This window comes from Salinarimonas sp., assembly GCF_046292825.1.
GTDB lineage: Bacteria > Pseudomonadota > Alphaproteobacteria > Rhizobiales > Beijerinckiaceae > Salinarimonas.
On sequence record NZ_JBKBQG010000033.1, the window covers coordinates 22,601 to 45,889 of the forward strand.

General features: G+C 68.0%; 19 protein-coding genes and 1 pseudogene. 10 read left to right on the forward strand and 10 right to left on the reverse strand.

Annotated elements, in window-relative coordinates:
* Positions 1–61: 61 nt before the first annotated feature.
* A complete protein-coding gene (locus ACK4UM_RS15065; RefSeq protein ID WP_409800617.1) occupies positions 62–946 on the reverse strand; it encodes a PaaX family transcriptional regulator C-terminal domain-containing protein in 885 nt (294 codons plus the stop codon).
* Positions 947–1,288: 342 nt separating this feature from the next.
* On the opposite strand from ACK4UM_RS15065, the pseudogene ACK4UM_RS15070 reads away from it, so the two are divergent.
* Positions 1,289–1,579 (forward strand): annotated as a pseudogene (locus ACK4UM_RS15070) (CopD family protein); the annotation flags it as partial.
* Positions 1,580–1,804: 225 nt separating this feature from the next.
* Here ACK4UM_RS15070 and ACK4UM_RS15075 read toward each other — a convergent pair.
* Positions 1,805–2,347: a DUF2231 domain-containing protein gene (locus ACK4UM_RS15075; protein WP_409800655.1), complete on the reverse strand. Its 543-nt coding sequence runs from the start codon at positions 2,345–2,347 to the stop codon at positions 1,805–1,807.
* Positions 2,348–2,458: 111 nt separating this feature from the next.
* On the opposite strand from ACK4UM_RS15075, the gene coxB reads away from it, so the two are divergent.
* The 5 genes from coxB to ACK4UM_RS15100 all read left to right on the forward strand — a co-directional run bounded on the left by coxB (position 2,459) and on the right by ACK4UM_RS15100 (position 7,686).
* Positions 2,459–3,106 carry a cytochrome c oxidase subunit II gene (gene coxB, locus ACK4UM_RS15080; RefSeq protein WP_409800657.1) on the forward strand — a complete coding sequence of 216 codons (648 nt, stop codon included), beginning with the start codon at positions 2,459–2,461 and terminating at the stop codon, positions 3,104–3,106.
* Positions 3,103–5,625: a cytochrome c oxidase subunit I gene (gene ctaD, locus ACK4UM_RS15085; protein ID WP_409800619.1), complete on the forward strand. Its 2,523-nt coding sequence runs from the start codon at positions 3,103–3,105 to the stop codon at positions 5,623–5,625. Before coxB ends, ctaD begins: the two co-directional genes overlap by 4 nt.
* Positions 5,622–5,975 (forward strand): hypothetical protein, encoded by a 354-nt coding sequence (locus ACK4UM_RS15090; protein WP_409800621.1) that lies wholly within the window; start codon positions 5,622–5,624, stop codon positions 5,973–5,975. Before ctaD ends, ACK4UM_RS15090 begins: the two co-directional genes overlap by 4 nt.
* Before the next feature lie 105 nt (positions 5,976–6,080).
* A complete protein-coding gene (locus ACK4UM_RS15095) occupies positions 6,081–6,890 on the forward strand; it encodes a PRC-barrel domain-containing protein (RefSeq protein ID WP_409800623.1) in 810 nt (269 codons plus the stop codon).
* 115 nt (positions 6,891–7,005) lie between these two features.
* Positions 7,006–7,686 carry a nitroreductase family protein gene (locus tag ACK4UM_RS15100; RefSeq protein WP_409800625.1) on the forward strand — a complete coding sequence of 227 codons (681 nt, stop codon included), beginning with the start codon at positions 7,006–7,008 and terminating at the stop codon, positions 7,684–7,686.
* Positions 7,687–7,899: 213 nt separating this feature from the next.
* Here the strand turns inward: ACK4UM_RS15100 and ACK4UM_RS15105 are convergent, their stop codons facing one another.
* From ACK4UM_RS15105 to ACK4UM_RS15115, 3 genes are all read right to left on the reverse strand, one after another.
* Complete coding sequence (locus ACK4UM_RS15105) at positions 7,900–8,628, reverse strand: RlmE family RNA methyltransferase (protein WP_409800627.1); 729 nt, start codon at positions 8,626–8,628, stop codon at positions 7,900–7,902.
* 30 nt (positions 8,629–8,658) lie between these two features.
* Positions 8,659–9,780, reverse strand: a complete 1,122-nt coding sequence (locus tag ACK4UM_RS15110) for a Ppx/GppA phosphatase family protein (protein WP_409800629.1) — start codon at positions 9,778–9,780, stop codon at positions 8,659–8,661.
* Between the two features lie 151 nt (positions 9,781–9,931).
* Entirely contained in the window at positions 9,932–10,414 is a 483-nt protein-coding gene (locus ACK4UM_RS15115) for a PleD family two-component system response regulator (RefSeq protein ID WP_409800631.1), read from the reverse strand.
* 152 nt (positions 10,415–10,566) lie between these two features.
* Between ACK4UM_RS15115 and ACK4UM_RS15120 the strand changes: the two genes are divergently transcribed.
* On the forward strand, positions 10,567–10,899 hold the full coding sequence (locus ACK4UM_RS15120; RefSeq protein ID WP_409800633.1) for a c-type cytochrome: 333 nt from the start codon (positions 10,567–10,569) through the stop codon (positions 10,897–10,899).
* A 19-nt stretch (positions 10,900–10,918) separates the two neighbouring features.
* Here the strand turns inward: ACK4UM_RS15120 and ACK4UM_RS15125 are convergent, their stop codons facing one another.
* Entirely contained in the window at positions 10,919–11,143 is a 225-nt protein-coding gene (locus tag ACK4UM_RS15125; protein WP_409800635.1) for a hypothetical protein, read from the reverse strand.
* Positions 11,144–11,464: 321 nt separating this feature from the next.
* On the opposite strand from ACK4UM_RS15125, the gene ACK4UM_RS15130 reads away from it, so the two are divergent.
* The gene (locus ACK4UM_RS15130; RefSeq protein ID WP_409800637.1) at positions 11,465–12,463 is read left to right on the forward strand and encodes a lipid kinase; all 999 of its coding nucleotides are present in this window, start codon (positions 11,465–11,467) and stop codon (positions 12,461–12,463) included.
* A gap of 9 nt (positions 12,464–12,472) precedes the next feature.
* Here the strand turns inward: ACK4UM_RS15130 and ACK4UM_RS15135 are convergent, their stop codons facing one another.
* Positions 12,473–12,982, reverse strand: a complete 510-nt coding sequence (locus ACK4UM_RS15135; protein WP_409800639.1) for a DUF2155 domain-containing protein — start codon at positions 12,980–12,982, stop codon at positions 12,473–12,475.
* Positions 12,983–13,067: 85 nt separating this feature from the next.
* The gene (locus tag ACK4UM_RS15140) at positions 13,068–13,484 is read right to left on the reverse strand and encodes an NADH:ubiquinone oxidoreductase subunit NDUFA12 (RefSeq protein WP_409800641.1); all 417 of its coding nucleotides are present in this window, start codon (positions 13,482–13,484) and stop codon (positions 13,068–13,070) included.
* Positions 13,485–13,649: 165 nt separating this feature from the next.
* On the opposite strand from ACK4UM_RS15140, the gene ACK4UM_RS15145 reads away from it, so the two are divergent.
* Complete coding sequence (locus ACK4UM_RS15145) at positions 13,650–14,132, forward strand: Lrp/AsnC family transcriptional regulator (protein ID WP_409800643.1); 483 nt, start codon at positions 13,650–13,652, stop codon at positions 14,130–14,132.
* A gap of 966 nt (positions 14,133–15,098) precedes the next feature.
* Here ACK4UM_RS15145 and ACK4UM_RS15150 read toward each other — a convergent pair.
* Both ACK4UM_RS15150 and ACK4UM_RS15155 read right to left on the reverse strand, forming a co-directional pair.
* Positions 15,099–16,175 (reverse strand): methyltransferase domain-containing protein, encoded by a 1,077-nt coding sequence (locus ACK4UM_RS15150; protein ID WP_409800645.1) that lies wholly within the window; start codon positions 16,173–16,175, stop codon positions 15,099–15,101.
* Positions 16,176–16,179: 4 nt separating this feature from the next.
* Positions 16,180–17,664, reverse strand: coding sequence for an amino acid adenylation domain-containing protein (locus ACK4UM_RS15155; RefSeq protein ID WP_409800647.1), 1,485 nt, complete (start codon positions 17,662–17,664; stop codon positions 16,180–16,182).
* A 262-nt stretch (positions 17,665–17,926) separates the two neighbouring features.
* Here ACK4UM_RS15155 and ACK4UM_RS15160 point away from each other — a divergent pair, with 262 nt between their 5' ends.
* A complete protein-coding gene (locus ACK4UM_RS15160) occupies positions 17,927–23,143 on the forward strand; it encodes an alpha-2-macroglobulin family protein (protein ID WP_409800649.1) in 5,217 nt (1,738 codons plus the stop codon).
* The last annotated feature ends 146 nt before the right edge of the window (positions 23,144–23,289 follow it).

Sequence of the window (23,289 nt, forward strand, 5' to 3'; positions counted from 1 at the left end):
AGGCCCGCGGCATTGTTGTGCGTGAAACCAATCTAGCCCCGTCGTGTCACAAATTCAAGGCTCATGCGCCCGATTTTGTGATGCTTTCGCCGGACTCCAGGGGCTCGCCGAGGAGGGCGGCGATCCGGGGTTCGGCCGCGCTCGAGAGGCGCGCGTGCAGGCGCCGGAAGGCGGCGCGCGCCGCGTGGCCCGCCCAGTCGGCGGGGAGCGCGGCGGCGGGAAGCTGCGGATCACGCAGGGCGGTGCGGCGGAAATCGTGGACGAGGAGGAGGCGGGCGCAGAGCGCGGCCGCCGGATCCGGCGCCCCGTCGAGCGCCGCCTCGAGAGCGGCGAATCGCGCGCGGAAGGCGCGATATTCCGCGGACAATCCGTCGAGATCCCAGGCCGCGGCCGCGATCGCCGCGAGCGCCGGGCCGTCGCGCACCGGCTCGGCGCGGAAGACGAGCCCGTCCGCGGCGGCGGCGGGGAGGTCGAAGGCGAGATCGCCGGGCCGCGCGGCGAGCCCCGCGCCGAGATGGCCGAACCCGCGGCGCGAGAGGGCCTCGATCGCGGGGGCGCGCGCCTCTCCGGCGGGCATCGCGACGAGCGTCCAAACGGGCTCCGCCGCCGGATCGGGCCCGTAGAGCACCCGCGCGGCGGCCTCGAACTCGGCTCGCGCGCGCGCGGTCAGGCGATAGCGCGAGCGGCGCCCGATGCGCTCGCCCTCGAGCTGCCCCGCCTCGACGAGGCGGGAGACCGCGGTGCGGGTCAGGCTCTCCGAGATGCCGACGCCCGCGCAGATCTCGACGATCGCCCCCATCCAGAGCGCCCCCCCGCGCGGGCGGGCGAGGTCGCCGTAGAGCGTCACGATGAACGACCCCGCCCGCAGCCCGCGGCGGGCGCCGAAATCGGCGATCAGCGCGCCGAGCGCGCGCGCAAGAGGGGAATCGCGCAGGGATCGATCCATGACGCCCTCGCATGGCACGCGCGCGCGCCGCCGACAAGAAGGGGGAGACGAGGGGAGGGGATCATGCGGGTCGCGGCTCCACCGGTGTCATCCCCGGCCGGAGCCGCGAAGCGGCGGAGGGGAAGGGGACCCAGCACGAGAATCGCTTGCGGAGCAAGCGCTTGCGGCGGCGACGAGCCGCCTGGTCGGCGGCACGACAGTGTGCTCCGCACACGTTTTGATGCTGGGTCCCCTTCCCCTGCGCACGCTACGCGTGCTCCGGCCGGGGATGACACGGAGGGTACCGAGGAACCAACCGCCCCGTTCGCGGCTTCTCCTCTCCAGGGGAACGGACCGCATTTCATGTCATTCGAGGCCTGGCTGAAGCTCGCGCATATCGCCGCTCTGTCCGTGTGGGCGGCGGGGCTCGTCGCGATGCCGGGGCTCCTCAAGGATCTCGGCGGCGAGCCGACCCCGGAGAAGGGGCGGCGGCTGCGGTTCGGGCGGCTCGCCTTCGAGGTGTTCCTGTCGCCCGCCGCCATCGTCACCGTCGCGACCGGCACCATCCTGATCTTCGTATCGCGCCCCGCGAGCGACTGGCTCGCCCTCAAGCTCGTTGCGGTGGGCGGGATGGCGCTCCTGCACATGCTGATGGCGCGCGGCATCGCGCGACGCGGGCGGCGCATCGAGCCGGGGCCGTGGGCGCGCTCGGCGATGACGCTCGCGGTTCTCGCCTGCATCTCGGCGGTCCTGTTCTTCGTGCTCGCCAAACCCCCGATCGAGGTGGCCCTGTTCCCGAGCTGGCTCGTCGACGGGCGCCCGCCGGACTTCCTGCAAGGGTGGACGCCGAGCTGGCTCGACGTCCCCCGCGAGCGGGATTCAGGGTTCCCGGGACAGGCTCCCGCCCCCGGTCTTCTCCTCTTCGTCGTCCTCCATCGACGCGACCCCGAAACCGTGCTCGAAGACGAGCTTGCCGCCGTGCCAGCCGGCGAAGCCCGCGAGCAGGAGCGAGAGCATCGAGAGCACGAGGCCCCAGGGCAGCACCGCCTCGACGTGGTTGCCCATCCGGTGCATCCAGCTCAGGCCGAGCACCGCGAGCAGCGCCATCGCGATCACCGCGTGGCTCCAGGCGGCGGGACGGCGGCGCGCGCCGGGCACGAGCATCATCTCCCCCGCTCCCGAGATCGCGGCGAGGCAGCCCATGATGAACGCCGCCGCCGAGCCCCAGATCGCGGCCCGCGCGAAGAACGGATCGCCCGTCCACCAGAAGACCGCGTCGCAGCCCGCGACCCAGAACGCTCCCGAGATCGGAAAGGCGACGAGCATCGCATGAATGGGATGACCGAAAAGCGCGACCCGGCTGTCGAGGTCCTTGTAGGACGAGGCGTTCTCCGAATGCGTGGCGCTGGATCTCTTGAGCACGGTGCCTCCTTCGTCTCTCGAACGGGCGCGCGGATCGGCGTCGCCCTTCTCGCGCTCCTCGCGCTCGGGGGGTGGACGGGACCGTACTCGACGCTCGATCCCGCCGGTCCGATGGCCGCCCGCGTCGCGACGATCTGGTGGGTGATGCTGATCGGCGCCACCCTGATCTTCGCGTTCGTGATCGTCTTGGCCATCGTCCCCTTCTTACAAAGCGGACCGCGCCGCCCGGTTTCACAGCGATGGTTCCTGATCGGCGGCGGGCTCGTTTTTCCCTTCGTCGTCCTCTCGGCTCTGATGGTCTACGCCTTCTGGCACGAGCCCGTGGACGGCCTCGCCGAGACGGGGCGGCCGGACGTGCGGGTCGACGCGATCGCGCGGCAATGGGACTGGACCTTCGTCTATCCGGACGCCGAGGGCGGCCCCGTCACGCTCGAGAACCGGCTCGTCATCCCCACCGGCCACCCCATCCGCCTCTCCCTCACGAGCGAGGACGTGATCCATTCCTTCTGGGTCCCCCGCCTCGCCGGCAAGCGCGACGCCATTCCCGGCATCGTGAACCATCTGACGATCAGCGCCGAGGTGCCGGGCATCTACGGCGCGCTGTGCATGGAATTCTGCGGCGTCGGGCACGCCTTCATGGGCTTCGACGTCGAGGCGGTCGAGCCGGAGACCTTCGCCGAGGCGCTCGCGCGCGCCGTCGCCGAGGCGGGCGACGGGCAGCGCAGCGCGGATGCGGGCGAGGGGGAGAGCGGTCGATGACGGACCCGCAGGTCATGGCGCGCCGCGCGAAGGCGCTGCGGCTGCATCGCGCGCTCGAGCGGGTCTGGTCGACGCCGCCCGGCTTCGGCCGGCTCTCGGCGGTGAACCACACCGTCGTCGGGCGCCGCTTCATGCTCACCGCGCTCGTGTTCTTCGCGATCGGCGGGCTGTTCGCGATGCTGCTGCGCACGCAGCTCGCCCAGCCGCTCTCGAACTTCCTCGACGTCGAGACCTACAACCAGCTCGTCACCCTGCACGGCACGGTGATGATGTTCCTGTTCGCCATCCCGATGATCGAGGGGGCGGCGATCTATCTCCTGCCGAAGCTCCTCGGCGCGCGCGATCTCGCCTTCCCGCGCCTCTCGGCCTTCGGCTATTGGTGCTACCTCCTCGGCGGCACCATCGTGGCGGGCTCGATCGTCTTCGGGGTCGCGCCCGACAGCGGCTGGTTCATGTACACGCCGCTCTCCTCCCGGCCCTATTCGCCCGGCATCGGCTCCGACATCTGGCTGCTGGGCATCACCTTCGTCGAGGTGTCGGCGATCGCGGCGGCGGTCGAGATCGTGGTCTCGATCCTGAAGGTGCGCGCGCCGGGCATGGCGCTCTCGAAGATGCCGCTCTTCGTCTGGTACATCCTCGTGACCATGGTGATGATCATCGGCGGCTTCCCGCCGCTGATCCTCGCCTCGATCATGCTGGAGGTGGAGCGCGCCTTCGACTGGCCCTTCTTCGATCCGGCGCGCGGGGGCGATCCGCTCCTGTGGCAGCACCTGTTCTGGCTGTTCGGCCACCCGGAAGTGTACATCATCTTCCTGCCGGCGGCGGGGGCGATCTCGACGATCCTGCCGGTGTTCGCCCGGACCCCGATCGTCGGCTATACCTGGATCGTCGCCTCGGTCATCGCGCTCGGCTTCCTCTCCTTCGGGCTGTGGGTCCACCACATGTTCGCGACGGGCCTGCCGCGGCTCTCGCTCGCCTTCTTCTCGGCGGCCTCGCTCCTCGTGGTGATCCCGCAGGCGGTGCAGATCTTCGCCTGGCTCGCGACGCTCTATCGCGGGCGCCCCGAGCTCACCGTGCCGATGCTGTTCATCCTCGGCTTCTTCGGCATCTTCGTCATCGGCGGCCTCACGGGCGTCATGGTCGCGATCGTGCCCTTCGACGAACAGGTGCACGACACCCATTTCGTCGTCGCCCACCTGCATTACGTGCTCATCGGCGGGTTCGTGTTCCCGATCATGGCGGCGGTCTATTACTGGATGCCGCAGATCTTCGGGCGCATCCCGATGTTCAATTTCGGCAAGGTGGTGTTCTGGCTCGTGTTCGTGGGCTTCAACGTCACCTTCCTCGTCATGCACTGGACGGGGCTGATCGGCATGCCGCGGCGGGTCTTCACCTACGGGCCGGAGACGGGCTTCTTCTGGCCCAACATGATCTCCTCCTTCGGCTCCTTCCTGCTCACCGCCGGCTTCGGGCTGTTCTTCGTCGACATCCTGCTGCAGATCCGCCACGGCCGCTCCTTCCGGCGCAATCCCTGGAAAGCGGGCACGCTCGAATGGGCGCAGCCCACCCCGCCGACCTCCTACGGCTTCGCGAGCCTGCCGCGCGTGAAGAGCCGCGACCCGCTCCACGACGATCCGAACCTGCCCGCGAAGCTCGCGGCGGGGGAGGGCTATCTCGCCCGCGTCAAGGACGACCGCATGGAGACGCTCGGCGTCGATATGGTGCACGCGCGCCCGCAGACCATCCTCGTCCTGCCGAACGCCGACTTCACCCCGCTCTGGACGTCGCTCTGCCTCGCCTTCTTCTTCGGCATGATGCTCGCCGGGCAATACGCGATCGCGCCGCTCGGCTTCGTCGGCGTCGCCTTCTTCGGCTGGCGCTGGGCGGCGAGCATGGCGCTGCGGGAGGACCCCGTGCCGGAGGAGGTGCGCCCCGGCGAGCGGCTGCCGCTCCATTTCGCCACGCGGGCGACGACGCCCTTCTGGGGGACGATCTTCCTCCTCGTCGCGGATGCGGTCCTGTTCGGCTCGCTCCTGTTCGGCTCGATCTTCCTCGCCGCCTTCGGCCCGAACTGGCCCGACACCCTCACGCCCCTGTCGGGCGTGTACGGGATCGTCGCGGCGATCGGCGTGCTCGTGACCGCGATCGGCGCTCAGGTCGCGCTCGCCGCCATGATCCGGCGCGGGGCGGTCGTGACGGGGCTCGTCGCGCAGACCGTCGCGGCGATCGCGGCCGCCGTGACGGCGATCGCGCTCCTCCTCTTCCTCCTCCTCGACGCGCCGACGCCGACCGTCCATGCCGAGGGCGCGGTCGTGGGGGCGCTCGCCGTCTACGTCGCGATCCACGCGCTGATCGGCGTGCTGATCTCGGCCTTCGCGGTGGTGCAGACGGTCCGCGGCTACGCCTCGCCGGTGCGCGCTCTGCCCTTCGAGATCGCGGCGGCCTGGCAGACCTATCTCGCGATCACGGGCCTTCTCGCGCTCGCCACCCTCTATTTCGTGCTCGGAGCCGTGCGATGATCTCCGTCGAGCGCCCGGTCGGGCTCCTCTCGCTCCTCGTCGGCTTCACGATCTGGTCGGCCGCCTTCCTGATCCTCTATTCGATGCACGCGCTCGGCTGCCTGTGGGGCTGGCATCAGGTGACGGCGGGGCCGACGAGCCTCCTGCGGATCGTCCTCGTCGGCATCTGGATCGGCCACGTCGCGATCCTCGCGGTCGTCACCCTGGCGACGCGCCGCTACGTCGCGGGGGCGGGCTCGGAGAGCGGCTTCATCGGCGCGGTCGCCTACACGCTGCTCCTCGCCGGGCTCGCCGCGACGCTCTTCAACGGCATTCCCGCGGCTTGGATCCCGCTCTGCGTGCCGCCCTGAGCGCGGCGCACCGGCTGGCCGAACTCAAACGGAGCGAGGGGGTTCTCGGGGGAACCGACACGCGCGTCCCCGCGCGGGACGCGGACAGGCGACAGGAGAGCCCCCATGGAACAGGATCGCAGCACCGGCACGACCCGGAGCACCGTTTCGACGCAAATGCGCACCTCCGGCACGAGCGATCGGCTCGGCGAGGGCGGCAGCACCTCGCCGCGCCTCGCGCAGCAGGACCGCATCGAGGGCCGTCGCGAGACCTCCTCGCGCGGGGACCATCAGGGCCGCGGCCGCAGCGCGAGCGATCGCCTCGGCTATGGCGGCATGCGCGAATACGGCAGCCACGCGCGGCCGATCGACCACCGCCTCCCGCACCGCTCCAGCACGCAGCTCTACCTGGAAGACGCGCTGATCGTGCTCGGCATCGTCCTCGGCGGCGCGGCCGGCTACGTCGCGGCGGCGAGCGTGCGCGATCGCGGCCCGGGTCCCGGCTACGACGGGCGTCGGCGCGAGTGGATGAACGAGGGACGCGGCGATCTCTCCCGCGGGACCTATCCCCACGACGTCGAGCACGACGAGACGACCGATCTCATCGCCTCCGACAAGGTCGAGGGCACGCCCGTCTTCGACAATCGCGGCGAGAAGATCGGCAAGGTCCGCAATTTCATGGTCGGCAAGCGCTCGGGCAAGGTCTTCTACGCGGTGATGAGCTTCGGCGGCTTCCTCGGCATCGGCGAGCAATACCACCCGCTGCCCTGGGATCAGCTCACCTATCACGAGGGCCGCGGCGGCTACGTGATCGACATCGACAAGGACCGGCTGATGCACGCCCCGAGCCATCGGCCGAGCGAGGACGCCTTCGCCAAGCCCGATTACGGCCGGCGCGTGCGCGATTACTGGTCGAACGGCCGCGGACGGGCCTGATCCGGCGCGGCTTTTGATCGGCGTCAAATCGCGATTCGCCGCTCCCTTGGTAGATTTCGCCTCGACGGCCGGGTCCAGCCGGTCGCGAGGCGAACGCGCGAAAGGGAGACAGGCCATGACGTCGTGGGACCGCCGCACCGTTCTCAAGGGGCTCGCCCTGCCGCTCGTCGCGGGCGCGAGCGCCGCCGGCATCGCCGCGGCGCCCGCCCGCGCCGTCGAGGAGGGCGGGCGCATCGCCCTGCCGCAGCCGCGGCTCGACCGCGGCGTGCCGCTGATGCAGGCGATCGCGCGGCGGCGCTCGACGCGCGTCTTCGGCGCCGAGCCGCTCGACGACGCGCTCCTCTCCGATTGCCTCTTCGCCGCCTTCGGCATCAACCGCCCGCAGACGGAGGGGCGCACGGCACCCTCCTGGCGCACGTCGTACGGCACCGACATCCTCGTCGCGCGCGCGGACGGCGTGTGGTTTTACGATGCCGAGGCGCACGCGCTCGAGCGCCGGATGGAGGACGACATCCGGAGCGAGATCGGCAACCAGGCCTTCGTCGGCACGGCGCCCGTGGTCCTGATCTACGTCGCCGATCTCGACCGCATGCACGAGGCGCCCGACGAGACGCGGCGCCATTACGCCGCGGTCGACGCCGCCTTCGTCTCCCAGAACGTCTACCTCTTCGCCGCCTCGGAGGACCTCGCGACGGTGGTGATCGGAAACCTCCAGGGCGAGACGCTCCCCGCCCGGCTCGGCCTCGGCGAGCGCGAGATGGTCGCCTTCGCCCAGCCGATCGGGCATCGGGGGTGATCGAGGACCCACCGTGTCAGCCGCGGGTTGAGCCGCGAAGCGGCGGAAGGGAAGGGGACCCGGGCGCAAGGACGTGTGCGCAGCACACGATCGTGCCGCCGACCAGGCGGCTGGTCGCCGCCGCAAGGGCTTGCTGCGCAAGCCGGTCAAGCGCTGGGTCCCCTTCCCCTGCGCACGCTTTGCGTGCTCCCGCCGGGGATGACACCTTTCGAATCAGTCCGCGTCGTCGCCGCCCGCGCTCTCCTCCTCCGAGCGGCCGCGGAACCCCGTCGCCAGGACGAAGAGCTCGGCCGAATCGGCGCGGCTCGCGCCGGGCTTGAGGTGGCGGACCTGGGCGAAGTCGCGCTTGAGATCGGCGAGCAGCGTATGCTCGGTGCCGCCGCGCAGGACCTTGCACAGGAAGGCGCCGCCGGGCGCCAGGATCTCGCGGGCGAACGCGATCGCGGCCTCGGCGAGGGACATGATGCGCAGATGGTCGGTGCGCTTGTGGCCGGTCGCGTTCGCGGCCATGTCGGAGAGGACGACGTCGGCGGGGCCGCCGAGCATCTCCATCAGCTTGGCCGGGGCGGCCTCGTCGAGGAAGTCCATCTGCACGAATTCGGCGCCGGGCATCGGCTCGACGGGCAGGAGGTCGATGCCGACGATCCGCGCCCGCCCGCGGCCGAGCCCGATCCGACGCGCCGCCACCTGAGACCAGCCCCCCGGCGCCGCGCCGAGATCGACGATGCGCTGGCCGGGCTTGAGGATCTTGAACTTCTCGTCGATCTCGAGGAGCTTGAAGGCCGCGCGCGAGCGAAAGCCCTCCGCCTTGGCGCGGGCGACATAGGGGTCGTTGAGCTGGCGCTCCAGCCAGCGTTGCGAGGAGGTGGTGCGCCCGCGCGCGGTCTTCACCCGCACGTGCAGCGAGCGCTGGCCGCCGGAGCCCTTCTTCTTCTGCGTCACGTCTCGTCCGATTCTGCGTTGCAGGGGCTCTCAGCGCCGCGGGCGGCGCCAGACCCGGTCCTCGCGCATGAGGTTCATCAGGATGCCCTCGCGCAAGCCCCGATCGGCGATGCGCAGGCGCGGCGCCGGGAAGGCGCGGCGGATGGCCTCGAGGATCGCGCAGCCGGCGAGCACGAGGTCGGCACGGTCGCGGCCGATGCAGGGATGCGTGGCGCGCCCGTCGTAATCGGTGTCGACGAGGTCGTCGATCACCCGGTCGACTTCGGTGTCCGTCATCCAGAGGCCGTCGACCTGACGCCGGTCGTAGCGCGGCAGATCGAGGAAGATGCCGCCGAGCGTCGTCACCGTGCCCGACGTCCCGAGCAGATGGAAGCCCGGCGCCGAGGAGGCGTTGCCGGCCGCGATCTGGAACGGCTCCAGCAGCCGGGAGACCTCGTCGACCATCGCCTCGAAGCTCTCGCGCGTCACGCTCACCCCGCCGTGGCGCTCGGCGACGGTGACGACGCCGACGGGCAGCGAATCCCACGCGCGGATGCGCTTCGTCGGATCGGACAAGGGCGAGCGCGCCTGCCCGTCGAGCCAGGCGATCTCGGTCGAGCCGCCGCCGATGTCGAAGATGACGACCGAGTGCGCGTTCGGATCGGCGAGCGCCGCGCAGCCCGTCACCGCGAGATAGGCCTCTGTGCGGCGGTCGACGATCTCGAGATCGAGGCCGATCTCGTCCTGAACGCGCTCGACGAACACCTCGCCGTTGCGCGCCGCGCGGCAGGCCTCGGTCGCGACGAGCCGCGCGCGCCGCACCCCGCGGCTGAGCATCTTGTCCCGGCAGACCTTCAGCGCGTCGAGCGTGCGCTCGATGGCCAGCACCGAGAGCGCCTCGTTCGCCGCGAGCCCTTCGCCCAGGCGCACGATCCGCGAAAAGGCGTCGACCACGCGAAAGCCGTGGCGGGAGGGATGCGCGATCAGGAGGCGGCAATTGTTGGTGCCGAGATCGAGCGCGGCATAAGCCGACCCGTCCGCCGGGGGCTTGTGGCGGAAGGGGAGTCGCGGCTCACCTGCCGCCCGTGGAACGCCCGCCGCCGCCAGGGGCGGCAGCGACGCGAGAGGGCGGCTCAGTCCCTTGTCAGACCCGGTTTCCGCAGCGTTCGACAAGGCTCCTCTATCGACCGGCAAGGTCTGTTATCCGTCTGGGGCGCCGCTCTCGCGACGCGATGGCTCATTCCCGGACAGAGTAACAGGCCCTTTGCGGCCATGCCAAGCGCGTATTCGTGCGGGGTGTCCCGGCGCGGGAGAGGCGGGCCGCTCAGGCGGCGATGCGCCCGGCGATCTGCCCCGCCTGGAGCCGCGAGACCGGCCGCAGCAGGCTCTTGACCTGCAGATAGGGGCGCGGGCGGTTGATCACCTCGTCGAGACGCGACCAGAGCACCTTCGGCGAAAAGGGCTTGGCGACGATCTCGTTGACCCCGAGCGAGATCGCGCGGTCGACCACGTAGCGGCGCGGCTTCGACATCATCACGATGAGCGGGATCGTCGGCGCGGGCGAGGTCGTGGGCGTGCGGGTGAGGCGGATGAACTCCTCGCCCGACAGGATCGCGAGATCCCAATCGAGAATGACGAGGTCCGGCTTCGATTCGGAGAGCACGCCGAGCGCCTCGGCCCCGTCCGGCGCCTCGAGCACGCGCTTGATGCCGACGCGGGTGAGCATGTCGCGCAGGATCCGCCGCACGTAGAGGCTCTCGTCGACGACGAGGGCGGCGAGATCGGGGAAGGTCGGCGTCGCGATCATGACGGGGCTCGCTCGTGACCCGCGCGGGTCCGGGGTGGTGCGGATGGGGATTGTCGGCGACAACCTTTTCGGGTTCGCTAACGTTGAGCCGGAGCGGGCGAGATCGGCGCGAATCGTCGCGCCGTCCGGCGGCGAGGCTTGCGGAGGTCGGAATGCGTTTGGTCGTCGGGTGCGTCTTGGCCGTGGGAATTCTCGCGATGGGCGCCGGGCGCGACCCGATCGGCGCGGCGCGGGCGGCGGCGGATCCGGCCGAGGGGCGCGCGCTCGCCGAGCGCTGGTGCGCCGCCTGCCATCTCGTCTCGCCCGAGCAGGCGACGGCGATGGACGGGGTGCCGAGCTTCCGCGAGATCGCCGAGCGGGAGGACCTCGATCCGCGCGCGCTCGCCTATTACCTCGTCCTGCCCCACCCGCCGATGCCCGACATGGCTCTGTCGCGCCGCGAGATCGACGCGCTCGTGGCCTATATCGAGACGTTGGGGGATTGAGGGGCGGGACGCAGCCTCGTCAGTCGTAGGCCGGCTCGCTGTGGCGCGGGCTCTCGCTGTGCGGGGTATCGCTGTGCGCCTCGGGGCTCTCCCGCCGATCGGCGCGAGCGCGGGCGGCGGCCTCGCGCATCGCCTGGGCGTGAAGGGGAGGTCTCGCGATCGTGCCGGGCCGGCGGCCGAGCGCATCGGCGAGGACGCGGACGTCTTCGGGAGCGCTCAGCGGTCGGGAATCCAGGATCGGCACGATCGTCCCCCTCCGGCCGCTTCGTCTCTCCCCCGGCACCCCGTCCCCGAGGACGCGTCGATCGGCCTGTCCGACGCTCGTGCGGTAGACGGGGAGAACGTCGCGGCGGGAACCGGGTTCCCTCGCCGGTTAACGTTTCGGTAACATAGCGGATCTCGGCCGCCCGCGTGATTCGGATCGCTCCCGATGGGGCGCCGCCGCGTCGTGCGGAGCCGTCGCGGTGGAACTTCCGGCGGGGCCGTAGGGTTCGCAAGTGCCATGCGGAGGGCGGCGCGCGCGAGCGACGCCCGGCGGCGCCCGGCGCAGGCGGAGGAGCAGGAGATGGCCGAGATGGAGGCCGACGAGACGGCCCATCGCGAATCGCAGAGCGTGCGCGACGAGCCGGCGGGTGCCGGCGCGACGCGCCGCCGCGCGCTCCTCCTCGTGAATGCCCGCAGCCGGCGCGCCGCGGACGTCCTCGACGATCTCGTCGCGCGGCTGCGCGACATCCGCGATCTCGACGTCGTCATCGGCGCCTGCGACGACGCCGAGGCGCTCTCCGACACGATCGTCGCCCATCGCGACCGCGTCGACATGGTCGTCGTCGGAGGGGGGGACGGCACCGTGAACGCCGCCGCTCGCGGCCTCGTCGAGACCGGCCTTCCCCTCGCGCTGATCCCGCTCGGCACGGCCAACGATCTCGCGCGCACGCTCGCCATCCCCGAGGATCTCGACGGCGCCCTCGCGATCGTCCGCGCCGGGCGCACGCGGGCGATCGATATCGGGCAGGTGAATGACCGCCATTTCTTCAACGTGGCGTCGATCGGCCTCTCGGTGGCGCTCGCCCGCGCGCTGACGCCGGACCTGAAGAAGCGGTTCGGCCGGCTCGGCTACCTCGTCGCGCTCCTCAAGATCCTGGTGCGCGCCCGCCCGTTCCGCGCGCGCATCGAGGCGCCCGATTGGCGGGTGCGGGTGCGCACGCTCCAGATCGCGGTCGGCAACGGGCTCTATTACGGAGGCGGCATGGAGGTCGCGGCCGGCGCGACGATCGACAACGGCACGCTCGATCTCTACAGCCTCGAGGTGGGCAGCGTCTGGAAGCTCCTCTTGATGGCGCCGGCTTTTCGCGCGGGGCGCCACGGCACCTGGAAGGAGGTCCGCACGGTCGAGGCCACCGGCTTCACCGTGAGCACGCGCCGGCCCCGCCCCGTCAACGCCGACGGGGAGATCATCACCTACACGCCCGCGACCTTCCGCATCCTGCCGAAGGCCGTCCGCGTCTTCGCGCCCCCCGGCGCGCCGGGCCTGACGCTGCAGGAGCCGGACGAGACCTCTCCCTGAGCGGGCGCGTCAGAGATCGAACGGGCGCGGCGGCGGGAGCGGGGGAATGCCGAAATCGCCGGAGAACGCCGTCGGCGGCCCGCCTTCCGCGGCCGTCGTCACCGGCGGGCGCGGCATCGCGCGGCAATCGATCAGCCAGATGTCGTAGACCGGGTGCTCGATCGCGTTGAGCCCGGGGCTCGACGCGAAGATCCAGCCGCTGAAGACCCGCGACAGCCGATTGTCGAGGGACAATTCGTCGACCTCGATGAAGCTCGTCGTGTTGGGGCTCTCGGTGGGCGGACGGGTGTGGCACACGCGGGCGGTGAGCTGCAGCGAGCCGAACTGCACCGTCTCGTCGATCGCCGTCTCGAAGGTGATGATCCGCCCCGTGATCTTGTCGAGCCCCGAGAACACCGCGACCGGATTCTCGATCGCCTGGGCGAGGGCGGGCGCCGCGCTGCCGGCAAGAAGCAGGGCGGCCAGCGCGAGGCGTCGCGTCGTCGACATCGCGGAGCGGGGCGTGGTGGATTCGAGCATCGTCTCGTCGGGCCCTCGGGCGCGCCGGCGGGCGCGCGTCAGCCGCCTCTCGCAGGCCTCTTGGACGAAAGGAAGGCGGCCGCGCTCAATCGCCCGGCGTCCACGCGACGTAATCGCCGGTCGCGGCGGGGCGCTGTCCCTCGCCGAGCGTCGAGCCCTGCGGGCGATAGGCGCGCGGGGTGCCGGTGAGGTTCTCCTGGTGGTCCTTCTCCCAGGGGCGGCGCGGGAAGGCCTCCTCGGAGGGCGCCTTGTCGTAGGTGTGGCACAGCCAGCCGCGCCATTCCGGCGGCGTGCGCGAGGGCTCGGCGAGACCGTTATAGATCACCCAGCGCCGCTCGGTGCCGAGCGCCGGATCGATCGCGCGGCCCTTCGAGCGAAAATAGAGGTTCCCGAACTCGTCCTGCCCGACGAGCTCGCCGTTGCGCCACGTGTGGAAGCGGGTGCCCATGGTCTGCCCGTTCCACCAGGTGAAGATCTCGGTCAGGAATTGCTTGAAGGTCATCGCGCGGGCCTCTCGTCCGCGGTTCTTATGGCGATTGCGAAGGGGCGTGTCCAGAGGGCGAAGAGCAAGCGCTCTGCGAAAGTCACTGCACGCGCCGGGTGACGAAGGTGCCGCAACACGCTAGTGTGGATTCGTGCCGGGTAACGCAAGGCTGCCGAGATAACAATGTCCCGTACGTCAAAGCGTAATGAGAAGCTGTCGCAACTAGACCGACAGATTTTGTCTATTCTCAGCCGCGACGCGACTGTCAGTTATGCAGAATTGGGTGCTGCAGTCGGTCTTTCGCCTGCAGCGACGCATGAACGGGTTCGCAAACTAAAACAGAACGGAACAATCCAGCGCATCGCCGCTGTTGTTGCGCCGGAAGTGATCGAAAACAGATTCTTGTGCTTCATTCTTCTAAAAATCGAGGGCACCGATAAGATGACGAAGGTCCATGCGCTTAGCGAAATTAATGAGGTGGAGGAGATTCACACAATAGCCGGTGAGTATTCCATATTGATAAAGGCTCGGTCATTCGACACTGATCACATGGAGGAGATATTTTGCCGAATATACCAAATACCTGGCATCGTTCAGTCTCAAACGATCGTCTCCTTCGGAACTTACGTCGACCGTCCTTCACTTATTGCCGAGTCCGGCACCTAGTGGCCATGGGACGATCAATTCGCCTTGCTCGATTTGAGCAACGGAGTCGATGAGTAAAGTAAAATTCCGATCCAAACAAATGAAAACATAATGAGGTGGTTCCGTGTGAAATCCTCGCCATATAAAACACAGCCAAGAAGAAATTGCACACGGGTGATACGAATTGCAAGAAGCTCATCGTGACCCCGGGAGTCTCTCTGGAAGCAAAACTATAAAGCAGCATCGGTATAACGTTGATAAGACCGATAAAAACGAGCAAAGCGTTTTCGGTTGCTGTAGTGGAGATAAACCCGGTTAAAGTATCATGGTGGAATTTGAAGAGTAGATATGCGACGGCGAAAGGCAACATCACCGTGAACTCCGAAAATACCGAGATCTTAGCCCCGATAACATGAAATCCACGCTTGTAGACTGTATAAAGGCTGTAGCATAGGCCAAGTAATATTCCAAAGAACGGTATGCCTGCTTCCGAAAAGATAATGAAATAGAAGACGCCAAAGAAAGCAGTTGCACTAGCGATCGCTGGAAGAGCAACGATCCTTTCCTTCAGCAAGAAAATGGATAAGACGTACGTGAGTACCGGTCCCAAGAAGTAACCAAGGCTGGCCTCGAAGGAGGAGGTCATTTATAAGACAATAAACATATAATAGCCACCATGCAGACAGTATAGACGCGCAGATAAGCACACTGAGTATCGCCCGAGGACTATGAAAAACGGATACGAACATAGTGCGACTGGAATAAAAGATTAAAATTAGCGGAGCCAAAAATATTACAGACCAAAGTACACGATGTGAAATCACTTCAAGAATATCAATGTCCGCAAGGGGTTTATAGAAAATGGGGTAGATACCCCAGATGAGGCCAGCAGACAAGGCTGCCGAGACGCCGAAAGCCTTCGTAGGAAGATTCATGAGCCTTTACCTCGCAGAAGCGTTCGGCGTCCGTCAATTGGTGCGACTTATCTCAATCGGTTACGAAGAGATAACGGCGTTGTTCGATCTTCGCCTCGTAGCGCGCCTCTGCGTAGCGAAACTGAAAGAGATTTTCATTTCCCTCCTTGATGGATTCACTCCGAAGGCTTTCGAGTATCTCGACCTTCTTCCTCCAATGAGCGTTCTCTTCTTTACTGAAATCGTATGCTTCATACCCACCAAATAGCTTCCGCAGGTTATGCCCAAGTTCCGATATGTGTGGACTCCAGGTTTCATCGGTGAAAGAGCGCAGAGGAAAGGTTCGAAATACTCCGAGGCGCATTGTCTCGGTTCCGTGCTGCCTGATCGACGAGAGAGTTTTCTGCAGATCATTCGTGAAATATATCGTATCGATCGATATCGTCTTCGAGAATTTCATTTCAGGAAGTGATAACGACTGAAGGTCCATCTGAATGAAACGCAAGGGTTTTCCACTTGAAAGTGCGCGCTCGTTTCCCCTGGCGACAGCACTCGATGAAATATCGATACCAACTATACGAGCACCTGTACGATCATGTATGTACTCTGCAATTTGCCCATAACCGCATCCGATGTCCAAAACGAGATCTTCCGCACCAATCTCCATTTTCGCGATCAGGAAATCTAATTGGGCCACGTCCGCCATCCCATGCTGGCCGAAATTCGCGCCGTAGACGAGATCGCAAAAAGCAGCGTGAGCAGCGCTGGTTGCAGCCGTCGCGTAGTAGACTTCATAGGCTTCGCTTCGGCGAGTTTGCCGCTCCGGCTCATTGTAAGCAATCAGATACTCTGCCTGCGTTTCGGTTCCGTCCAAACTCGTTTCGATGTGCGGTGTCTCTGATCGTGCCAGGCAATAGGCCGCGAGCGCGCGGGGTGTGGAGTGACGCACAAGCGCCGCGAGCGGTAGTGAAATGCCCGTGGAACTCTCTATACGCGCAATCAACAGCATCGCTGCCAGCGAATGCCCGCCACTGGCAAAAAAATCCGTATCGATCGTGTTCTCCTCAATCGAGAGAAGTTGCTTCCAAATGTCGACGAGGAGTGCTTCGAGATCGCCCCTATCGATTGAGTCTGTCGCGTCCGTTCTCATCTCTTTAGCTCCTGAACTTGCCGAGAACCGTCGCAAGATCGACTTTCCCGTTTTGGTTGCGTGGAAGATCAAAACAGATATCAAGGCGGGAGGGAACCATGCTTTGCGGAAGTCTAGTGCGCAAGTGTTCGACCAATTCGCTTTTCTCAATGCTGCTCAAAACAGCCGCAAGCATTCCTAACTCGGAAAAGTCGCTGTTCTTCGTCTCAAAGCAAATGCAATCGTATACAAGCGGATGAGTTAACGCCGCGCTTTCTACATCGCCGAATTCGATTCGGTGGCCCCGTATCTTTATCTGGCGATCCATCCTGCCGCGGAAGAAGTAATTACAATCGATATCCTGATAAACGAGGTCTCCGGTCTTATATAACCTTTTAATTCCAAAAACATCCTCTCGAAACGCCCGCTCGGTGGCCCCTGCGTCGCCGAGATAACCTTCTGCGAGACATTCGCCGAACACGAACAGCTCCCCTTCTCCTGCGCCGGCGACTATTTTATTATCTTGATCGATCAATACGGCTCCAGTGTTGTCTATCGGTTTTCCGAGCGGAACCGAAGGCGCGACTTCTGCTTCGGAGTCGAAGCGGTGGTACATGCAGCCCACCGTCGCTTCTGTCGGTCCGTACTCGTTGATTATTTCGAGAAGACCGCGAGATTTATTCGCCGCTTGTCGAGCTATTTCTGCTTTAAGATCCTCGCCTCCGACAATCAAGCGCTTTAGATTGTCGTGATAGAGAGGTAATTCATTTGAGACCGCCAGCATCGCTGGTGTGAGTTTCAACACTGTAACTTCCGGACATTTCAAAATGTCCCGCATGGTGAAAGCCTGCTCAGAGCGATGGAAGACGCGGATTGTGCTGCCGGCCATAAGCGGTGGAAATATACATGTCATGGTAAAATCGAAGGTTAGTGGCGAGTGAAGCGCTGTTACGTGTTGACCGTCTTTGAAATACGTGTTGGCGGCCCATCGAGCGTAATTGTAGAGACTGCGATGGGCGATCTTGACCCCCTTTGGTTTGCCTGTTGAGCCAGATGTAAACAAGATATATGCGCTGTCGCATGGATCAGGTGTGGAATCATCGGATGGAGCGTGACCGTTGAAGTCGAGGAGGATCGTTGCATCCGCGTGAAAGAGTTGCGCGCCGTCAAAAAGGTTCGAGCTGGCCAAGCATGCTTTGGCATTGCAGGTGGCGACGATCGCCTTGGTTCGCTCGGGGGGGTGACCAACGTCGATGGGAACGAAGATCGCGCCGACACGCAGCACGCCGAGAAGCGCCGGTATCATGTAAATGTCGTGATCGAGCGCAACGGTAACGCAATCTCCGGGCAACACGCCATGGCGCCTCAATTTCAAGCTTACACATGACGCTCGCTCCATCATTTCTGCGTAGGTCATGGTCGTCGTACCGTCACAGATCGCTACCCTCTCCGGCGAGAGGCTAGCCGTTGCGGCGATCGCGTCGACGACGTTCTTGAAGTGATCTGACATGGTGGACGTACTTGGGTTGGAGGAACGACGAGAGGCGGCTGAATCGCGATCGCGGCCGTATGCAGTTCGACACGTCGGCCAGTGCGGCGAAGAAACTACGGTTTCAAGGTCCGAAACGGAACGGCATTCTGTATCGACCAGATCGATATGTCAAGTTGCGTGCGCGCGCGAGCCGCCGCCGTCCGGGAAAACCCGCATCCACTCCTCCTGCTGCCCAGGTCTGCTAAAGTCCGCCAGCTCAGTATAGATCGTAGGTCCTCACATGCCCGCAGCCGCTCGTTCTCCCCTCCCAGCGCTCCTCGCGGTGCTCGCCCTCATCCTCCTCCTCCCCGCCCCGCACGCGCTCGCGCAAGGCACGAGCGTCTATCGCAACGATTTCGTCGCCTCGCAGGCGCGGCGCGTCGAGGCGGAGATCCTCGGGGAGACCGAGCATCCGAACCGGCCGAGCCGCGAGCTCCTCCAGGAGGGGAGGGCGCGGCTCGCGGCGGGCGATCCGCGCGGCGCGCTCGACCGCTTCCAGCAGGCGATCCGCGTCAATCCGACGAGCCACACGCTCTGGTCGGCCTATGCGCGTGCGGCGATCGCGATCGCGCCGGAGGATTGGAGCGAGCGCTGGACGCTGCAGGAGCGCGCGGTCGGGGCCGGCTGGAACGCCTATCGCCTGGCCGAGAACCCCGCCGAGACCGCCGCCGGCCTCGCAGTGCTCGGCGAGGCCTTCGCCGCGCGCGAGCAATGGCGGGACGCGCTGAACGCGCTCGCGGCGAGCCTCTCGGTCGTGGAGGTGCCCGAGGTGCGGGCGCGCTGGGCCGATCTGCGGTCGCAATGGGGCTTTCGCATCCTGAGCTATTCGGTCGATGCCGACGCCGCGGCGCCGCGGGTCTGCTTCCTGTTCTCGGAGACGCTGCCGCCGCGCGCAGACCTCGCGCCCTTCGTCGCCGTCGCGGGCGCGAGCGGGACGGCGGTGACGAGCAACGAGAGCGAGTTGTGCGTCGACGGGCTGCGGCACGGCGAGCGCTACGCCATCGTGCTGCGCCCCGGCATCCCCTCCACGGTGGGCGAGAGCCTGGAGCGCGCCGCCGATTACGAGATCTACGTGCGCGACCGCGCGCCCCAGGCCCGCTTCACGGGGCGCAATTACGTGTTGCCGCGCACCGGCCAGGAAGGCATCCCCGTCGTCACCACGAACACCGACGAGGTCGCGATCGCCATCCACCGCATCGGCGACCGCTCGCTCCTGCCGACCGTGCGCTCGGACGAGTTCCTGTCGCAACTCTCGCGCTGGTCGGCGGACGAGATCGCCCGCGAGCGCGGCGCGCCGATCTGGGAGGGCACGCTCGCCGTCGAGATGCGCCGCAACGAGGATGTCGTGACCGCCTTTCCGGTCTCCGAGGCGATCGGCGACCTGGAGCCGGGCGTGTACGTGATGACCGCCCGCGCCGATCCGACCGCGGATGCCGAGGACGACTGGAATCCGCGCGCGACGCAATGGTTCGTCGTGTCCGATCTCGGGCTCACCGCCATCTCCGCGCGCGACGGCGTGCACGTGCTGGTCCGCTCGCTCGCGAGCGCGGAGCCCCTCGAAGGCGTCTCCGTGCGCCTCGTCGCGCGCAACAACGAGGTGCTCGCCGCGCTCGAGACCGATGCGAGCGGGCGCGTGCGCTTCGATCCGGGCCTCGCGCGCGGGGAGGGCGGGCTCGCCGCGGGGCTCGTCACGGCGGAAGCGGGGGGCGATTACGGCTTCCTCGATCTCGGCCAGGCGGCCTTCGATCTCACCGATCGCGGCGTCTCCGGGCGCCCCGTCGCCGGCGCGCTCGAGGCCTTCGTCTATCCCGAGCGCGGGGTCTATCGCTCGGGCGAGACCGTGCATCTGACCGCGATCCTGCGCGACGCGCAGGCCGATGCCGCGCCCGGCCTGCCGCTCACCCTCGTCGTCCGCCGCCCCGACGGCGTGGAGGCACGCCGGGAGGCGCTGCCCGATCAGGGGTTGGGCGGGCGCGTCCTCTCGCTGCCGCTTCTCGACGACGCGATGTCCGGCACCTGGTCGGTCTCGGCCTATGTCGATCCCCGCGGCGGGCCGGTCGGCGAGACGCGCTTCCTCGTCGAGGATTACCTGCCCGAGCGCATCGCGCTCGCGCTCGCCCCGCTCGCGCCGGCGCTTGCGGCCGGCGCCCCGGCCGAGATCGCGATCGCCGCCGATTACCTCTTCGGCGCACCCGCCGCCGATCTCGCGTTGTCCGGTGAGGTCTTCGTCGCCGCCGCGTCGCAGAGCGCGATCCCCGGGCTCGCCGGCTTCACGGTCGGCCTCTCGGACGAGCCGGTCGAGGGCGCCTTCGCCGAGATCGAGGCCGGGATCCGCACCGATGCGGCGGGCCGCGCCACGCTTCTCGCGCCTCTCCCCGAGATCGCCGCGCCGCGCCCGCTCGAGGCGAATGTCACCGTGCGCATCGCGGAGGAGGGCGGGCGCGCCGTCTCCCGCACCATCACGCTGCCGATCCTGCCCGAGGGCCCGGTGCTCGCCGCGCGCGCGCTCTCGCAAGGGCTCGCCGAAGGCGACGTCGCCGGCTTCGAGATCGTCGCCGCCGCGCCCGACGGCACGAGGCTGTCGACCCGCGCGCGCTGGAGCCTCTACCGCGTCGAGCGCCGCTACCAATGGTTCCAAAGCGACGGTCGCTGGGGCTTCGAGCCGGTGACCGCGACCGAGCGCCTCGCGAGCGGCGCGCTCGACGTGGGCGCGGGCGATCCCGCCCGGCTCGAGGCGTCCGTCGGCTGGGGCCGGCACCGGCTCGAGATCGTCGCCGAGGATCACCGCATCGCGCCCGTCTCCCTCGCCTTCGATGTCGGCTGGTCGGGCGACGCGACCGCGCGCGCCCCCGATCTTCTCGAACTCACCCTCGATCGCCGCGACTACGCCGCCGGCGACACCCTCGTCGCGACGCTCTCGCCGCGTTTTGCCGGCGAGGCCACGCTCGCGGTGGTCTCCGATCGGATCCATCACATGGAGACGCTCGCCGTGACGCCGGACGGCGCGCGGGTGGAGATCCCCGTCTCGGACGATTGGGGTGCGGGCGCCTATCTCGTCGCGCTCGCCCATCGCCCGCTCGACGCGGCCGCCCGCCGCCAGCCCGGTCGCGCGCTCGGCCTCGCCTGGTTCGGCATCGACCGGGAGGCGCGCGATCTCGCGATGGAGATCGCGCCGCCCGCCGAGATGCGGCCTCGGAACACGCTCACCGTGCCCGTGCGCCTCGCGGGGCTCGCGGCGGGCGCGCAAGCGCACGTGGTGCTCGCGGCCGTCGATGTCGGCATTCTCAACCTCACCCGCACCGAGCCGCCGAGCCCGCTCGCCTTCTTTCTGGGGCAGAAGCAGATCGGTGCCGAGTTCCGCGATCTCTACGGCCATCTCATCGACGGCATGCAGGGCACGCGCGGCGCGATCCGCTCGGGCGGCGACGCGGTTTCTTCCGGCTTCGCCGCTCCCCCGCCGGACCAGCCCCCGCTCGCGCTCCATTCCGGCATCGTGACGGTCGGCGCCGACGGCACGGCGGAGATCGCCTTCGACATCCCCGCTTTCGACGGCACGGTTCGCGTGATGGGCATCGCCTGGTCGCAGGACCGGCTCGGCGAGGCCTCGGCCGACGTGATCGTGCGCGATCCCGTCGTCGTATCCGCGACGGCGCCGCGCTTCCTCGCGATCGGCGACGAGGCGCGCCTGCATCTGCGGCTCGAGAACGTCGCGGGCGCGCCGGGCGATTACGAGGTCGAGATCGTGCCCGGCGGGCCGATCGACATCCCGGTCGGACGCCGCCTCGCCAGCGTGGCGCTGCCGGCGGGCGGAGCGGCGAGCCTGTCGGTGCCGCTGACCGCGCTCGCCGCCGGCCCTGCCGGCATCGAGATCGCGCTGCGCGGGCCGGATCTCGCGCTCGCCCGCACGCTCGCGCTCTCGGTCGAGCCCGGCACGGGCCCGGTCCTGCGCCGCGAGGTGCGCGATCTCGCGCCGGGCGCGAGCCTTCTCCTGACGCCCGATCTCCTGGCCGATCTGCATACCGGCACCGGCGCCGTCTCCGTCTCGGCGACGCCGTTCGGGCGGCTCGATCCGGCGGGCATGGCGCGCGCGCTCGTCGCCTTCCCCTTCGGCTGCACGGAGCAGCTCGTCTCGCAGGCGATGCCGCTCCTCTACGCCGAGGCGCTCGGCCTCTCCGACGGCGTCGTCGGCGAGCCGCGCGGGGAGGTGATCCGCTCCGTCGTCGCCCGCGTCCTGTCGCGCCAGAGCGCATCCGGCGCCTTCGGCTTGTGGTCGGCGCGCGGCAACGACGACGTCTGGCTCGACGCCTACGCGACCGATTTCCTCACCCGCGCCCGCGAGGCCGGCTACGAGGCGCCCCAGCGCGCGATTGATCTCGCGCTCGAGCGCCTGCGCAACCACGTCGCCAACACCACCGAGATCGACGCCGAGCGCGGCGGCGCGCTCGCTTACGCGGCCTATGTTCTCGCCCGCAACGGCCGCCCCGTGATGGGCGATCTGCGCTACCTCGCCGATGCCAGGATCGACGCCTTCGCGACCCCGCTCGCGCGCGGCCAGATCGCCGCGGGGCTCGCGCTCCTGGGCGACGGGCGCCGCGCGGAGGCCGCGTTCCAATCGGCGGTCGCGCAGCTCGAGACGGTGCAGGATCAGCGCGGCTTCCGCTTCGATTACGGCTCGCGCCTGCGCGACGCGGCGGGCCTGATGGCGCTCGTCGGCGAGGCCGGCACGGCGCGCGGCGCGCTGCCGCGGATCGCGGCGGCGATCGAGCGCGAGGCGGGCGCGCATCCGGGGCTCTCGACGCAGGAAATGGCCTGGATGGCGCTCGCCGCCCGCACGCTCGCCGACGAGGCGCGGGGCATCCGGCTCGAGGTCGCGGGCGCCGTCCACGAGGGCGCCTTCGCCGGGCGCTTCGACGAAGCGGCGCTCGCAGGCGAGGGGGTCGCCCTGCGCAATGCGGGCGACCGGCCCGTCTCGATCGCGCTGACCGTGACCGGAAACCCGCTCGCGCAGGAGCCGCCGGTGATGCAGGGCTTCGAGATCGCGCGCAGCTATTACCGGCTCGACGGCGAACCCGCGGACCCGGCGCAGGCGGCGCAGAACGAACGATTGGTGGTCGTGCTCAACGTCTGGACGCTCGACGACGTGCCCGGCCGCATCGTGATCGTCGATCCGCTGCCGGCGGGCTTCGAGATCGACAACCCCGCCCTCGTCGACGCGGATTCGGTCGCGGCTCTGCCCTGGCTCACCCGCGAGGTCGAGCCCGACCGGGTCGAATATCGCGACGACCGCTTCGTCGCGGGCTTCGATTCCTTCGGCTTCACGCAACCCGCGATCACGCTCGCCTACACAATCCGCGTGGTCCATCCCGGCCGCTTCGTCCACCCGCCGGCCTATGTGGAGGACATGTACCGCCCCGAGCGCTTCGGGCGCACGGCCTTCGGGGAGGTGGAGGTGCGATGAAGGGGAGGGGGAAAATCCCTCCCCGTAGGGGAGGGTGGACCCTGGAGCGCAGCGACAGGGGCCGGGTGGGGCCTGTGGCGCTGAGATCGTGCTGCGAACGTCGGGCCCCACCCGACCTCCGTCGCTTCGCTCGGAGGCCACCCACC

Coding starts and splice junctions, on each gene's coding strand:
- ACK4UM_RS15065 (WP_409800617.1), bottom strand. CDS start 946: ATGGATCGATCCCTGCGCGATTCCCCTCTTGCGCGCGCGCTCGGCGCG.
- coxB (WP_409800657.1), top strand. CDS start 2,459: ATGGCCGCCCGCGTCGCGACGATCTGGTGGGTGATGCTGATCGGCGCC.
- ctaD (WP_409800619.1), top strand. CDS start 3,103: ATGACGGACCCGCAGGTCATGGCGCGCCGCGCGAAGGCGCTGCGGCTG.
- ACK4UM_RS15090 (WP_409800621.1), top strand. CDS start 5,622: ATGATCTCCGTCGAGCGCCCGGTCGGGCTCCTCTCGCTCCTCGTCGGC.
- ACK4UM_RS15095 (WP_409800623.1), top strand. CDS start 6,081: ATGGAACAGGATCGCAGCACCGGCACGACCCGGAGCACCGTTTCGACG.
- ACK4UM_RS15100 (WP_409800625.1), top strand. CDS start 7,006: ATGACGTCGTGGGACCGCCGCACCGTTCTCAAGGGGCTCGCCCTGCCG.
- ACK4UM_RS15115 (WP_409800631.1), bottom strand. CDS start 10,414: ATGATCGCGACGCCGACCTTCCCCGATCTCGCCGCCCTCGTCGTCGAC.
- ACK4UM_RS15120 (WP_409800633.1), top strand. CDS start 10,567: ATGCGTTTGGTCGTCGGGTGCGTCTTGGCCGTGGGAATTCTCGCGATG.
- ACK4UM_RS15130 (WP_409800637.1), top strand. CDS start 11,465: ATGGCCGAGATGGAGGCCGACGAGACGGCCCATCGCGAATCGCAGAGC.
- ACK4UM_RS15135 (WP_409800639.1), bottom strand. CDS start 12,982: ATGCTCGAATCCACCACGCCCCGCTCCGCGATGTCGACGACGCGACGC.
- ACK4UM_RS15140 (WP_409800641.1), bottom strand. CDS start 13,484: ATGACCTTCAAGCAATTCCTGACCGAGATCTTCACCTGGTGGAACGGG.
- ACK4UM_RS15145 (WP_409800643.1), top strand. CDS start 13,650: ATGTCCCGTACGTCAAAGCGTAATGAGAAGCTGTCGCAACTAGACCGA.
- ACK4UM_RS15150 (WP_409800645.1), bottom strand. CDS start 16,175: ATGAGAACGGACGCGACAGACTCAATCGATAGGGGCGATCTCGAAGCA.
- ACK4UM_RS15155 (WP_409800647.1), bottom strand. CDS start 17,664: ATGTCAGATCACTTCAAGAACGTCGTCGACGCGATCGCCGCAACGGCT.
- ACK4UM_RS15160 (WP_409800649.1), top strand. CDS start 17,927: ATGCCCGCAGCCGCTCGTTCTCCCCTCCCAGCGCTCCTCGCGGTGCTC.